Origin of the sequence: Streptomyces sp. rh34 (genome assembly GCF_002551245.1) — a bacterium.
Taxonomy (GTDB): Bacteria; Actinomycetota; Actinomycetes; order Streptomycetales; family Streptomycetaceae; genus Streptomyces.
Genome location: NZ_NTGZ01000193.1, coordinates 1 through 13,952, shown reverse-complemented (window position 1 = coordinate 13,952; position 13,952 = coordinate 1). Strand labels below are relative to the sequence as shown.

The 13,952-nt window shown below is 70.8% G+C and carries 9 protein-coding genes and 1 riboswitch; of the genes, 5 read left to right on the top strand and 4 right to left on the bottom strand.

What is annotated here, in order from left to right; all coding sequences use genetic code 11:
• The first annotated feature begins 331 nt into the window (after positions 1-331).
• The 3 genes from CR470_RS27675 (at position 332) to CR470_RS27665 (ending at position 4,960) form a co-directional block, all read left to right on the top strand.
• Positions 332-3,283, top strand: a complete 2,952-nt coding sequence (locus tag CR470_RS27675) for a CARDB domain-containing protein (RefSeq protein WP_097870239.1) — start codon at positions 332-334, stop codon at positions 3,281-3,283.
• A 118-nt stretch (positions 3,284-3,401) separates the two neighbouring features.
• Positions 3,402-4,481 (top strand): NAD(P)H-dependent amine dehydrogenase family protein, encoded by a 1,080-nt coding sequence (locus CR470_RS27670; protein WP_097870238.1) that lies wholly within the window; start codon positions 3,402-3,404, stop codon positions 4,479-4,481.
• Positions 4,478-4,960, top strand: a complete 483-nt coding sequence (locus CR470_RS27665) for a carboxymuconolactone decarboxylase family protein (RefSeq protein ID WP_097870237.1) — start codon at positions 4,478-4,480, stop codon at positions 4,958-4,960. The genes CR470_RS27670 and CR470_RS27665 overlap by 4 nt, the downstream gene beginning before the upstream one ends.
• A gap of 90 nt (positions 4,961-5,050) precedes the next feature.
• Here the strand turns inward: CR470_RS27665 and CR470_RS27660 are convergent, their stop codons facing one another.
• Positions 5,051-6,694: a GMC oxidoreductase gene (locus CR470_RS27660; protein WP_179892387.1), complete on the bottom strand. Its 1,644-nt coding sequence runs from the start codon at positions 6,692-6,694 to the stop codon at positions 5,051-5,053.
• Positions 6,695-6,835: 141 nt separating this feature from the next.
• Positions 6,836-7,681, bottom strand: coding sequence for a transglycosylase SLT domain-containing protein (locus tag CR470_RS27655; protein WP_097870235.1), 846 nt, complete (start codon positions 7,679-7,681; stop codon positions 6,836-6,838).
• Between the two features lie 3 nt (positions 7,682-7,684).
• A riboswitch (cyclic di-AMP (ydaO/yuaA leader) is annotated at positions 7,685-7,843 on the bottom strand.
• 483 nt (positions 7,844-8,326) lie between these two features.
• Here CR470_RS27655 and CR470_RS27650 point away from each other — a divergent pair.
• The gene (locus tag CR470_RS27650; protein WP_097870234.1) at positions 8,327-9,718 is read left to right on the top strand and encodes an FAD-dependent oxidoreductase; all 1,392 of its coding nucleotides are present in this window, start codon (positions 8,327-8,329) and stop codon (positions 9,716-9,718) included.
• Between the two features lie 15 nt (positions 9,719-9,733).
• Here CR470_RS27650 and CR470_RS27645 read toward each other — a convergent pair whose 3' ends face one another.
• Positions 9,734-12,268 (bottom strand): SpoIIE family protein phosphatase, encoded by a 2,535-nt coding sequence (locus CR470_RS27645; protein ID WP_097870233.1) that lies wholly within the window; start codon positions 12,266-12,268, stop codon positions 9,734-9,736.
• 159 nt (positions 12,269-12,427) lie between these two features.
• Complete coding sequence (locus CR470_RS27640; protein WP_097870232.1) at positions 12,428-13,045, bottom strand: hypothetical protein; 618 nt, start codon at positions 13,043-13,045, stop codon at positions 12,428-12,430.
• A 242-nt stretch (positions 13,046-13,287) separates the two neighbouring features.
• On the opposite strand from CR470_RS27640, the gene CR470_RS27635 reads away from it, so the two are divergent.
• A partial coding sequence (locus CR470_RS27635; RefSeq protein WP_143663879.1) for a helix-turn-helix domain-containing protein occupies positions 13,288-13,952 on the top strand: 665 nt, incomplete at its 3' end.

Genomic DNA, 13,952 nt, shown 5'->3' with positions numbered 1-13,952 from the left:
TAAGAGACAGCGCCGGGGGTGCGACGGCGCTCGTCCTGGCCGGTGCGGCGTCGCTCGCGGGTCCGGCGCTCGGCCGCCGGTGGCGCAAGGCCGCCCTGGCGGGAGCGGTGGCCGTGGCGGCGGTGGATCTCGCGCTGCTGCTGGCCAGGGGTGCCGGCGGGGCCTGAACGGGCCCACCCGAACACTTATCTGACGCAGCATCAGCTATGGCACCCGAATGACATGGCCATGCGAAGACCGTTGACAAAACAGAAGTAGAGCAGAAATCTGTGAACCTCTCACCGCAAAAGATTGACTTGTGGGCTCAAATATTGTGGAAGCAGAGGACACCATGAGATGGAAACGACTTTCCGGACAGTCGATCACCGGGCTGCTGATAGCCGGAATGGTCTCCGTCGGGCTCCTGCCCGTCGCCGCGAGCGCGGCTGAGGCCACCGATCTGGCCCGGGGCAAACCCGTCGTCGCCAGCGGATCGCACGGCGGGTTCCCGGCCGTCAACGCCAACGACGGCAACGTCAACAGCTACTGGGAGTCGAACGGGCTGCCGGCCGACCTCACGGTGAAGCTCGGCGCCGACGCGGACCTGGAGTCCGTGGTGGTCAAGCTCAACCCCGACCCGATCTGGGGCAGCCGGACCCAGGACATCCAGGTGCTCGGACGGACCCAGGACGGCACCGCGTTCACCTCGCTCCGGGCCCGCGCCGGCTACGCGTTCAACCCGGCCGGCAACCAGAACACGGTGACCATCCCGGTGGACGGCCGGGTCGCCGACCTCCAGCTCAAGTTCTTCGCCAACACCGGGGCGCCCGGCGCACAGATCGGCGAGATCCAGGTCCGGGGGACGGCCGCGCCCAACCCGGACCTCACCATGAGCGCTCTGTCCTGGAGCCCCTCGTCCCCGTCCGAGACGGACGACATCACCATCGACGGGACCGTCCGCAACACCGGTTCGGCCGCCTCCCCCGCGACGACCGTCAACGTGAGCCTGGGCGGCGTGGTCGTGGGCAGCGCGCCCGTCGGGCCGCTCGCCGCGGGAGCCTCGGCCCCGGTCTCGGTCGAGGTCGGCAAGCGGCCGCAGGGCTCGTACGCGGTCTCGGCGCTGGTGGACCCGACCGACACGGTCGTCGAGTCGGACAACGCCAACAACAGCCGGACCACCACCTCCCCGCTGGTGGTCGGACAGAGCCCCGGCCCCGACCTGGAGGTCCGCTCCATCGCCTCCAGTCCGGCCAACCCGGCCGTCGGCGCGGCGGTCACCTTCACCGTGGCGGTGCGCAACCGCGGCACCAGCGCGGTGAACGCGGGCACCGTCACCCGCCTGACCGTCGGTTCCACCACGCTCAACGGCACCACACCGGCCATCGCGGCGGGCGCGACCGCGAACGTCACGATCGGCGGCAGCTGGACGGCGGCGAGCGGCGGCGCGACGCTGACCGCCACCGCCGATGCCACGAACCAGGTGGCGGAGACCAGCGAGACCAACAACGTCTTCGCCCGTTCCATCGTGGTCGGACGCGGCGCGGCCGTGCCGTACACCGAGCTGGAGGCGGAGAAGGCCGCCTACGAGGGCACGCTGCTGCGGTCCGACGCCGAGCGCACCTTCGGGCACACCAACTTCGCCACCGAGTCCTCCGGCCGCGAGTCGGTGCGGCTCGACGCCACCGGTGAGTTCGTGGAGTTCACCTCGACCGCCCCGTCGAACTCCGTCGTCGTGCGCAACTCCGTTCCGGACGCGCCGGGCGGTGGCGGCCGGGAGGCGACCATCAGCCTGTACGCCGACGGCGAGTTCGTCCGCAAGCTCGACCTCTCCTCGAAACACAGCTGGCTGTACGGGAACACCGACAGCCCCGAAGGGCTCACCAACACCCCCGGCGGCGACGCCCGACGGCTGTTCGACGAGTCCCACGCCCTGCTCACGCGGACCTACCCGGCGGGAACGAAGTTCCGTCTCCAGCGGGACGCGAGCGACAACGCCTCCTTCCACGTCATCGACCTGATCGACCTGGAGCAGGTGGCGGCGCCCTCGTCGCAGCCCTCGGGCTGCGTGTCCATCACGACGTACGGCGCGGTGGCGAACGACGGGATCGACGACACGGCCGCGATCCAGCGCGCGGTGACGGCGAACCAGAGCGGCGAGATCGACTGCGTGTGGATCCCGGCCGGGCAGTGGCGCCAGGAGCAGAAGATCCTCACCGACGACCCGCTCGACCGAGGCCAGTGGAACCAGGTCGGCATCCGTGATGTGACGGTCCGGGGCGCGGGCATGTGGCACTCCCAGCTCTACACCCTCACCCCGCCGCACGAGGCGGGCGGGATCAACCACCCGCACGAGGGCAACTTCGGTTTCGACATCGACGACAACACGCAAATCTCCGACATCGCCATCTTCGGCTCCGGCACCATTCGCGGCGGCGACGGCAACCACGAGGGCGGCGTCGCGCTCAACGGCCGGTTCGGCAAGAACACGAAGATCAGCAACGTCTGGATCGAACACGCCAACGTGGGCGTCTGGGCCGGTCGTGACTTCACCAACATCCAGGAACTGTGGAACCCGGGCGACGGCGTCGAGTTCACCGGCATGCGGATCCGTAACACCTACGCCGACGGCATCAACTTCGCCAACGGCACCCGCAACTCCACGGTCTACAACTCGTCGTTCCGCAACACCGGCGACGACGCCCTCGCGGTCTGGTCCAGCAAATACGTCAAGGACCAGTCCGTCGACATCGGCCACGACAACAGCTTCCGCAACAACACCATCCAGCTCCCGTGGCGCGCCAACGGCATCGCGATCTACGGAGGTTACGACAACAGGATCGAGAACAACCTGATCTCCGACACGATGAACTACCCGGCCATCATGCTGGCGACCGACCACGACCCGCTGCCCTTCTCCGGGCAGACGCTGATCGCCAACAACGGCCTGTACCGCACCGGTGGAGCCTTCTGGAACGAGGACCAGGAGTTCGGCGCGATCACCCTCTTCCCGCAGAACCTGCCGATCCCCGGCGTCACGATCCGCGACACGGACATCGTCGACTCCACCTATGACGGCATCCAGTTCAAGACGGGCGGCGGCCTGATGCCGGACGTCAAGATCGAGAACGTCCGGATCGACAAGTCCAACAACGGATCCGGCATCCTCGCGATGGGCGGCGCGCGCGGCAACGCGACGCTCACGGGCGTGACGATCACCGACTCGCGCGACGGCCATGTACTGATCGAGCCCGGTTCGCAGTTCACGGTATCCGGCGCCCCGAACGGAGCACGCGCCAAGCGGTAGTCCTCGGCACGGTTCCCGGGCCGGCGGATCACCGCGGCCCGGGAACACCCGCTTCTCCCGGCGGATCCGAGGGTTCACGACTCTGGGAAGTACAAGGCGCCGGGGCTACCCTCCGCGCATGATTCCCACGGTTGTCTGGGGTACCGGCAACGTCGGCCGCGCGGCGATCCGCGCCGTCGAGGCCCATCCGGCACTGACACTCACCGCCGTCCTCGTGCACGATCCCGCCAAGGTCGGCCGCGATGCGGGCGATCTCGGCGGGGCCGGCCGCACGCTCGGGGTCGCGGCCACCGACGACATCGCCGCCGTCCTGGCCGCCCGCCCCCGGGCCGTGGTCTACGCGGCTTCCGGCGACATCCGTCCCGATGACGCCCTGGCCGACATCGGCCGGGCGATCCGGGCGGGCGCGGTGGTCGTCACGCCCTCCCTGTATCCGCTCTACGATCAGCGCAACGCCCCGCCGGAGCTGCGGGACCCGGTCCTGGCCGCCGTCGCCGCGGGCGGGGGTTCCCTCTTCGTCTCCGGTGTGGACCCCGGCTGGGGCAACGACGTCCTGCCGCTGCTGGTCAGCGGACTCGGCACCGAGGTGGACGTCATCCGCTGCCAGGAGATCTTCGACTACTCCACGTACGAGCAGGAGGAGTCGGTACGCCATCTGATCGGTATGGGGCACCCGATGGACTACGAGCCGCTGATGCTCGCGGGGAGCGTTCCGACGATGGTGTGGGGCGGTCAGATACGGCTCATGGCGCGGGCGCTGGGCATCGAGCTCGACGAGATCCGCGAGACGCTGGAGCGCCGGGCGCTGGAGAGAGCGGTGCACACCCGCACAATGGGCGAGTTCGCGGCGGGCACCCAGGGGGCGGTGCGCTTCGAGGTGCAGGGCATCGTGGACGGCGAGCCGCGCATCGTCATCGAGCACATCACCCGGATCCACGGCTCGTGCGCCCCGGACTGGCCTTCCCCGCCCGACGGGGTGGGCGCGCACCGTGTGGTGATCGAGGGCCGCCCCCGTATCGAGGTGACGGTCGAGGCCTCCGACGAGGACGCGAACCGTTCGGCGGGCGGGAACGCCACCGCGGTCGGGCGGCTCGTCTCGGCGATCGACTGGCTGGTGGCCGCGGAGCCGGGCCTGTACGACGCACTCGACGTTCCGCTGCGGCCTGCGGTCGGCAGGCTGGGAAGGAGACCGGCATGATCATCGATGTTCCGGAGGGCCAGGAGCCCATCGGTTATGTGTGGGGGGAGATGGTCCCCGGCATCGGCATGGCCGCCGCCACGTTCTCGATGTCCGTGTACGAGCACACGACGCTGGGGCTGCGCGAGTTCGAGGCGGCAAGGCTGCGGGTCGCCCAGATCAACGGGTGCCTGTTCTGCCTGGACTGGCGGACCGAGCGGGACGGGGCGAAGGTCGAGGAGGAGTTCGCCGGGGCGGTGACCGAGTGGCGTACGACCGACGCCTTCGACGAGCGGACCCGGCTCGCGGCGGAGTACGCCGAGCGGTACACGCTCGACCACCACGGTCTGGACGATGCCTTCTGGGAGCGGATGACCGCGCGCTACAGCCAGGTGGAGATCGTGGAGCTGACGATGAGCATCGGCTCGTGGCTGGCGTTCGGACGGCTCAACCATGTGCTGGGGATCGACGCGGTGTGCGTTCTGCCCGGCCACGGGTGAGAGGCGGGCGCCTGCTGACGGAGTCCGGGGCCGCCGGGTTGGCACTCCCGGCCCCGGGCTCTCCGTGGACCCCGGCCCCTGCCGGGTCGCCTACAGATCGGTCGCGATGATCCGTTCGATGTTGCGCTCGGCGAGCGCGGTGATGGTGACGAACGGGTTCACGCTGGTGTTGCCGGGGATCAGTGCGCCGTCGATGACGTACAGGCCCGGGTAGCCGTGCAGCCGGCCGTAGTTGTCGGTCGCCTTGTCCAGGACCGCGCCGCCCAGCGGGTGGTAGGTGAGGTGGTCGCCCCAGATCTTGTGGACCCCGAAGAGGTCCGTGCGGTAGATCGTCCCCTCCTTCTGGTTGATCTTGTCGAAGATGGTCTTCGCGGCGTCGATGGACGGCTGCTTCCACGCCGTCTGCCAGTTCAGCTCGGCCTTCCCCGCCGCCGCGTTCCAGGTGAACCGCGCCCGGTTCGGGTTCTTGGTGATGGAGAGGTAGAACGAGGCCCATGTCTCGATGCCGGTGGGCAGCGGCGCGACTTCGGCGAACGCCCCGCCGGCTTCCCAGTTGTCGATGCCGCCGGTGGGGATGGACGACTGAACCTTCCCCGTCGGGTCCCAGAGGTGGTTGGCCCGGCCGCACATGACGTTGCCGTTGTCGCCCCAGCCCTTGCCGACCTCGTTGTTGAGGAGGGGTAGCGCGCCGGTGGCCTTGAGGCCGACGAGCAGCTTGCTGGTGCCCACGCTGCCCGCGGCGAAGAACACCTTGTCCGCCGTGACGGTCTTGGTGGCGGTGGTCCGGCCGACGGTGTCCAGCTGGTCGATCAGCACCGTGTAGCCGCCACCCGGCGCCGGGGTGACCGTGGTGACCTCGTGGAGCGGGGAGATGGCGACCCGGCCGGTGGCTCTGATCCGGTCGATGTAGGTCTTCTGGAGCGATTTCTTGCCGTAGTTGTTGCCGTAGAGGATCTCGGCGTCCAGGGCCGACTTGGGGACGGTCCCGGCCGCCTCCTGCTTCATGTAGTCCCAGTCGTAGACGGCGGGCACGAAGAGGAACGGGAAGCCGGAGCGCTGGGCGTGTTTCCGGCCGACCCGGGCGTACTGGTAGCAGTCGACGCTGTCGAACCAGGCGGGATCGATGGTGGTGACGCCCAGTCCGCTGTTGGCGCGCGGGTAGTAGGTGCCGTACATCTCCGCGGCGTTCACCGTCGGGAGGATCGCGCCGAAGTGCTCCCGACGGGGTGTGACGGCCATGCCGCCGTTGACCAGGGACCCGCCCCCGACTCCGCGGCCCTGGTAGACGATGATGCCGGAGAACTCCTCGGCGTCCAGGATGCCGGTGTAGCGGTTGACGTTTCTGTCGATGGGGAAGCCGAGGAAGTTGCTGAGCGGCTGCTCCGTCCGGGTCCGCAGCCAGAAGGAGCGGTCGTCGGGCCTGGTGGTGTTGGCGAAGATCTTGCCGTCCGCGCCCGGCGTGTCCCAGGCCATGCCCATCTCGACCATGTGGACGTCGACGCCGGCCTGGGCGAGCCGGAGGGCGGCCACGGAGCCGCCGTATCCGGTGCCGACGACCAGGACCGGCACCCGGGCCCCGGAGCCGATCGGCGCTGCCGCGGCACGGACTCCGGCCCACGCCGGTGCGGTGTGCCCGGCGATGGCCGCAGCACCCAGAAGAGAACTTGTTCCAGCGATGAATCTTCGGCGCGAGACGCCCTTGGTCTCGCCATTCTGCATGGCAGTGTCGTTCATGTGACATTCCTCACTCTCGACAGAGTGCAACAGGTTCTACTGTCGATCGCGTGGTAAGTCACTAGAAACTTGGAGGTAACTTCCCGGCACGCCCGAGGGGCCCCGGACCTGGGGTCCGGGGCCCCTCGGGGGCAACGAGGGTCAGTAGGCGCCGAAGACGTTGTCGATCGAGCCGTACCGGTCAGCGGCGTAGTTGCACGCGGCCGTGATGTTGGCGACCGGGTCGTAGCTGTCGGTCGAGGTGCCGGGCACGTGGTAGGCCTGGAAGGTCGGGTCGATGACCTGGAGCAGCCCCTTGGACGGGGTGCCCTTGACCGCGTTGGAGTCCCAGTTGTTGATCGCGGCCGGGTTGCCCGAGGACTCGCGCATGATGTTGCGGTGGATGCCCTCATAGGTGCCGGGGATGCCCTGTTCGGCCATGACCGCCAGCGACTCCTTGATCCAGCCGTCGAGGTCGTTCGTGTACGTGACGGCCTTCTCGGCGGCCGGAACGGCCTTTGCCACGGGGGCGGCGTCGATGCGCTCCGAACGGTCGGCGCGGTCCGCCTCGGCGCCGCGCGCGGCGGACGGCGAAGCCTTGGCGGCCTTGCCCGCGTTGTCGCCCGAAGGGGCCTCGGTCTTGGCTCCGAGGGTCAGCTTGATACCCGGGTGAATAAGGTCGGGATTCTCTCCGACGATCTTCCGGTTGCCTTCGTACAGCTTCTCCCAGCCGCCACTGACGGAATATTCGCGGGCGATCTTGGAAAGCGTTTCACCGGCCACCACGGAATGCTGGGCGGGTGCGGCCCGCACGGCGGAATTCGCTTGTGCGGACACCGGGGCGGGCGCCACGGCCTGCTGCGGCGCGGCGGCGGGCGCGGGAGCCGCGAAGGCGCTGGTGGCGCCGATCACCGGGAGGGCGAGGACGGCTCCGCCGGTGGTCACGGCGGCGAGGCCGCGGCGCAGCGAGGTGGACTGGGGACGACGGTGCTTACCCTGTGCGGGCATGGGGGATTTCCTCTCCGGCGCCTGCGAGGTGAGCTGTCGGGTTCAGACGGGAGATGTCTGGCCGCACGCTCGTGCGGCTTCACCCCAAGCCGTTCCGGTTACGGATCGGCGACTTACCTGGGTCCCCCGCTCCTGCCGTACGTGAGTGGGTTTCGGTTTCCCGGACGGCGGCAGGATTCGGCGTTCCATCCGGATTGACGGTGACCGTAGGCGAGAAACGCCGAACAGAACAAGCCCCGCATTCCGGATTCTCCTTTTCACGCAAGATCGAATGGCGGAATTGCCGGATCGGACCACTCCGTCACGGTGTCAACTTTCTTCGCACAGAAGGGAACCGATGCCTCCGCTTCCCCGTCCGCCCCCTGGGACGTGACACTCGCCACTCCCTCGCGGCGACGGTGAAAACAAGGTCAAGCAAATGCCCCAGTGGCCCCAATAAGCCCTTTATGAAACAGGAGGGCTAAAAGAACCAAATCGAACATATCGGTATAGCAAAACGGATCAATCGGGCACTCTAGGCAGGGCCGGTCGAAGGGCCCGCGAGGCGATCGCTTACGGTGTGCGGTGGAGACTAGTAAGCCAACCCTTACCTCCGACGTACGCTGTACCTGCCCGCGTTCGCCCGCCCCGAAGGATCACCACGCCATGACACGCCCCGTCCGCGTCGCCATTGTCGGAGCCGGCCCCGCCGGTATCTACGCTGCGGACGCGCTGCTCAAATCCGAGGTCTGCCAGGACCCGGGGGTCTCCATCGACCTCTTCGAGCGCATGCCCGCGCCCTTCGGCCTGATCCGCTACGGCGTGGCCCCCGACCACCCGCGGATCAAGGGCATCGTCAAGGCCCTGCACCAGGTGCTGGACAAGCCCCAGATCCGGCTCTTCGGAAACGTCAGCTACCCGCACGACATCGGCCTGGACGACCTTCGGTCGTTCTACGACGCGGTGATCTTCTCCACCGGCGCCGAGGCCGACCGGGCGCTCGACGTTCCCGGCATCCAACTGGACGGCTCCTACGGCGCGGCCGAGTTCGTCTCCTGGTACGACGGGCACCCCGAGGTCCCGCGCACCTGGCCGCTCACCGCGGAGAAGGTCGCCGTGCTCGGCGTCGGGAACGTGGCCCTGGACGTGGCCCGCGTCCTGGCCAAGACGGCGGACGAACTGCTGCCCACCGAGATCCCGGACAACGTGTATCAGGGCCTCAAGGAGAACAAGGCGCTGGAGGTGCACGTGTTCGGGCGGCGCGGCCCCGCGCAGGCCAAGTTCAGCCCGATGGAGCTGCGGGAGCTGGACCACTCCCCCAACATCGAGGTCATCGTCAACCCCGAGGACATCGAGTACGACGAGGGCTCCATCGCGACCCGCCGGGAGAACAAGCAGGCCAACATGGTCGCTCAGACCCTGGAGAACTGGGCGATCCGCGACGTCGGCGACCGCCCGCACAAGCTGTACCTGCACTTCTTCGAGTCCCCCGTCGAGATCCTCGGCGAGGACGGCAAGGTCGTGGCGCTGCGCACCGAGCGCACCGAGCTGGACGGCACCGGCAACGTCCGGGGCACCGGTCGGTTCACCGACTGGGACGTGCAGAGCGTCTACCGTGCCGTCGGCTACTACTCGGAGGAGCTGTCCAAGCTCCCCTTCGACGTGGCCTCCGGCACCGTCCCGCACGAGGCGGGCCGCGTCATCGCCGGTGACGAGCACATGACCTCGGTCTACGTCACCGGCTGGATCAAGCGCGGCCCGATCGGTCTGATCGGGCACACCAAGGGCGACGCCAACGAGACGGTCGCCTGCGTGCTGGAGGACCGTGCCGCCGGCCGTCTGGCCGAGCCGGCCACGCCCGCGCCGGAGGCCGTCGAGGCCTTCCTGGAGGAGCGTGGGGTCCGCTACACGACCTGGGAGGGCTGGCACAAGCTGGACGCCCACGAGCAGGCGCTGGGCGCGGCCCAGGGCCGTGAGCGGGTCAAGGTCGTGGAGCGCGAGGGCATGCTGGAGGCCTCCGGCGCCTTCGTCCCGGCCGAGCGCGCCGCCGACGCCTGACCGACAGGCCGCCTTCTAGGAGGCCGGATCCGGGGCGCCCGCCGTGTGCCCCGGATCCGGCCCCCTGAACGTGCGCCACAGGTCGGGTCCGGACACCCGCTCCGCCCGCGGCCGCCGGACCGCCGGGGTCCCGGCCCACCGGGCGGCGAGCAGGAGCGCGATGTCGTCGGGGCGGTCGGTGGCCGCCCGGGCCTCTCCGATGACCTGGTCGGCCGTCTCGGCCAGGGGGACCGCGCCGATCCGTTCGACGGTGGCGCGCAGCCGCTCGACCCCCTCGTCGATGTCCGTCCCGGGGCGCTCGATCAGCCCGTCCGTGAACAGGGCGAGCATCGCCCCCGGTTCGAGCCGCAACTCGGTGACCGGGTAGGACGCCTCCTCATCGATCCCGAGCACGATGCCGCCGGGCAGGTCCAGCACCTCCGTCCGGCCGTCCGGCCGCCTCAGCACGGGCTGCGGATGCCCCGCCCGTACGGCGCGGGCCACTCCGGTCACCGGGTCCAGGACGATGTAGCAGCAGCTCGCGAACTGGCCCGGGTCGAGATCGATGAGCAACCGGTTCGTCCCGCTCATCACCTCCTGCGGATCACGGCTGCTCAGCGCGAACGCCCTCACCGCACTGCGCAGTTGGCCCATGGTCGCGGCGGCGGAGACCCCGTGGCCCTGTACGTCGCCGATGATCAGGGCGAGCTCGTGGCCGGTCTCGATGACGTCGTACCAGTCGCCGCCGATGTCCATGCCCTGTGTGCCGGAGAGGTAGCGCCCCAGGGTGTCCACCCCGTCCACCTCGGGCAGCCGGTGCGGCAGCAGGGCGTCCTGGAGTCCGCGGGCGAGGGCCGACTCGCTGTCGTAGCGCTGGGCGCGCTGCAGGGCCTGGGCGATGAGTCCGGCCAGCGCCGTCAGGACCGTGCGCTCCTCAGGGCTGAAGCCGCGGGGCCGGTCGAAGCCGAGGATGCAGGAACCGACGGGCCGCCCCGAGGCGATCAGCGGCAGGAACGCGCGCGCCCCGACGTCCGCGTCGATCGGGATGCCCGGATAGGCCTCGGCCAGGCGCTGCATGGACTCGAAGAAGATCGGACGGCCCGTGGTCAGGGTCTCCACCCCGGGAATGCTGACGTCGAGCCCGACCCCGTCGAAACGGTCGAGGAAGCCCTTCGGGAAACCCGTCTCCCAGGCCAGATGGAGATGGCGCTCGTTCAGGAGGTAGATGGCGAGCTGACGGCCGCCGAACGCGGGCAGCAGCTCCTCCGTGACCACCGCGGAGACCTGACGTGCCGTGACCGCCTCGGTCAGCGCGATGGCGAGGGCCACCGGCCGGTACAGCGCCGAGGAGCGGTCGGCGGTCGAGCCGATGCCCAGGCCGGGCGTGGTGACGGAGCCGGGGGCGTACGCGGGCCGGTCGGTCGCCTGGAGGACGACGGTCACCCCGTCGCGGCCCGGGTACAGCGACACCGACAGCCACCGCGAGGGCGGGCGCCGGGCGAGGAAGTGGACGGGTTCGTCGGCCATCAGGGCGGCCCGGTAGTGGTCGTCGTAGGCCTCGTGCCCGAACCACGGCAGGGCCTGCCACACGACATGGCCCACGAGCTCCGCCCTGGTGTGGCCGAGCAGTTCCTCGGCGAGGCCGTTCGCATAGGTGATGCGGCCCAGCCTGTCGAGGGAGAGGACGCCGCGGGGCAGCCGGTCGGCGGCCTCCGGCACGACGGGTCCCGCGCCGAGGTCGACCAGGAAGCCGCTCAGACGGCCGTCGGACCCATCGCCGTCCGGGTGCGTCCAGCGGCCGGACAGCTCCAGCAGATGGGACCGGCCGTCGGGGCCGCGCAGCCGCATCCGGCGGACGGCCGGTTCGGCCGATTCCACCGTCCGACGGGCCAGCGCCCACAGCCCGTACACGTCCTCCGGGACCAGTCGTTCGGCGAGCGCGTCGACGGTGCCCGGGAAGGCGGCGGGCTCGAAGCCGAGGATCGCGCAGAGTTCGTCGTCGGCGGCGACCTGCCCGGAGTGCAGGTCCCAGTCGAAGCGGCCGACCCGCACCGGGGGCGTGGCGGCGGCGGGCAGTTGCACGGGGGCCGGTTCGGTATCCCATACGCAGTCGACGCCCCGCCGCTCCAGATCGGTGAGCGCGCCACCGAGCCGGTGGCCCAGGCGGTGCAGCCGGTCGCCGTCGGCGGGGTCGACGGGCTGCCCCGGCGTTGAGGCCCGCAGGATCGCCAGCACGCCCACACTCCCCCGGGGGCCGGTGATCGGCACCCACAGCGACCCGAACGGGAACGGCAGCCCGGCCATCAGCTGCGGGAACCGGCGCATCGACTCCTCCGCGTCGGCGAGCAGCACGGGGCTCCCCGTGCGGTAGGCCTCGGACACCGGGAAGGGCCGGTTCACTTGCATCCGCCACCAGGGCCGGAACAGCGGGCCCGGCAGTCCGGCGAGCACCGCGAGCCGCAGAAGTCCGGGCGTCCGGCTGCGGAGGTAGACGCCGCCCGCGAAGCCGTCGCTCGATTCGACGGCGCTGACGAGGGCCTGCGCGAGGACGAGGGACAGCTCGTCGGGCACTCGGCCGCCCTCGTGCCCCCCGGCCGCGGCCCCGTTTCCGGCGGGCGGGGGATGCCGGGTCCTTCCGTGCCGGGTCACACAGCCAGCATGCTCCCGGGGCGGGGTGCCCCGCACCTCCGGCGACCGGCCGCCCCCCGGCGGCCGGTCGCGGACGCGGCCTCAGTACAGCTTGGCGACGGCGGTGCGGGTCGTCTTCTTGAACCCCTCCAGCGGTGCGCCGTCAAGGTCGCCCAGCTGTCCCCACTCGACGACGGTCACCGCCCTGCCGTCGCGGCCCACCGCGTAGAGCCCGATGTCGGTGGAGCCGACCTCCGGGTGCGAGGTGTCGATGCTGTAGACGTGCGCGCCCTCCTCGATGTCGACACGGCCCTGGTAGAGCGCCTCCCCCTCCAGGCCGGGGTCCTGCTCCTTCAGCCGGTCGAGGCAGGTCTCCAGCGCGCTCCGCAGTTCGGCGGCGAGCGCCTTGGCCCGAGCGGTGGTGGCGGCGACGGTGATCGTCTGGCGGGCGCCGGTGTCCAGTTCGGTGTAGAAGTCCCGGTGACGGGTGCCGGCCGCCGGGGCGAGGCCGGCGGTGCACACGGATCCCTCCACGGGGACCCCCTGGTGTACGGGTCCGGCCGTCCAGGGGGTCAGGGAGGTGGGCAGCTGGCCCGCGCTCAGGAACTTCGGCGGGGCGGGAGCGGGGGCCGGAGCCGCGGCGGCGGGCACCTGGGCCAGGGCGGTGACGGCCAGGCCCGCGGCCGCGGCGGTCAGAAGTGCGGTGCGAAGGGTGCGCATGGTGAGGTCTCCCCGTTTCGGGTGGTGCGGTCGGATGGTCGTACGCCGTCGCGCCGAGGTGTACGGAGCCCGCTCGGGGGGCCGTACGGCTGCGGTACGGGAACGAGCACCAGCGTGGGCCGCCGCCCCGGACCGGACAAGCGCGACACGGCTTCCCGCCGGGCTGGAACCGTCCCACCCCTGGTGACGTGGGTGTTCTCGGAGGGCTGGAACGCCCTGGAACGGCTGCGGGGAGGTCGAGCGTGTCGGGTGACGCCGAGGGGGCCGCACGGGCGGTGCTGGCGGAGCGGCTGAGCGCGCTGCGGGAGCGGTCGGGCCGGACGTACGCGTCGCTGGCCCGCCGCATCGGGGTCAGCGGCTCGACGCTGCACCGGTACTGCACGGGGCGGACGGTGCCCGCGGAGTTCGCCCCCGTGGAGCGGCTGGCCCGCCTGTGCGGCGCCCCGGCCGGGGAGCGGGAGGCGCTGCACCGCCTGTGGATCGTGGCGGACCGCGAACGCCTCGATCGGCAGGCGGCGACGGAGGCGGCGGAGAGGGCGGAGCCCGCGGAGGTCGTGCCGGTGGAGGTCGTGCCGGTAGAGATCGTGCCGGTGCAGGTCGTGCCGGTGGACGCCCCGACCGGGGAGGTGGCCACGATCGGGAGCGGGTCTCCCCGGGGGCCGGGGTTCCGGTCGCGTCGAGCACGTCGGTACGGGCAGGGGCTCGGGGTCCTCGCCGCCGCCGTCCTCGTTCTCGCCCTGGTCGCGGCTTTCGGAGGGACGGCGCTCCCGGGCCCGGAAGCCCGCCCGTCGGTGGTCCAGCGGCCGGGCGGACCTCCCGCGGAGAGCCCGGGGCCCTCGCCTTCCGGTTCCGGCTCCCCCACGCCCGGAGAGCCGCACGGCACGCCGAGCGTGGCCCCGCGCGGAAC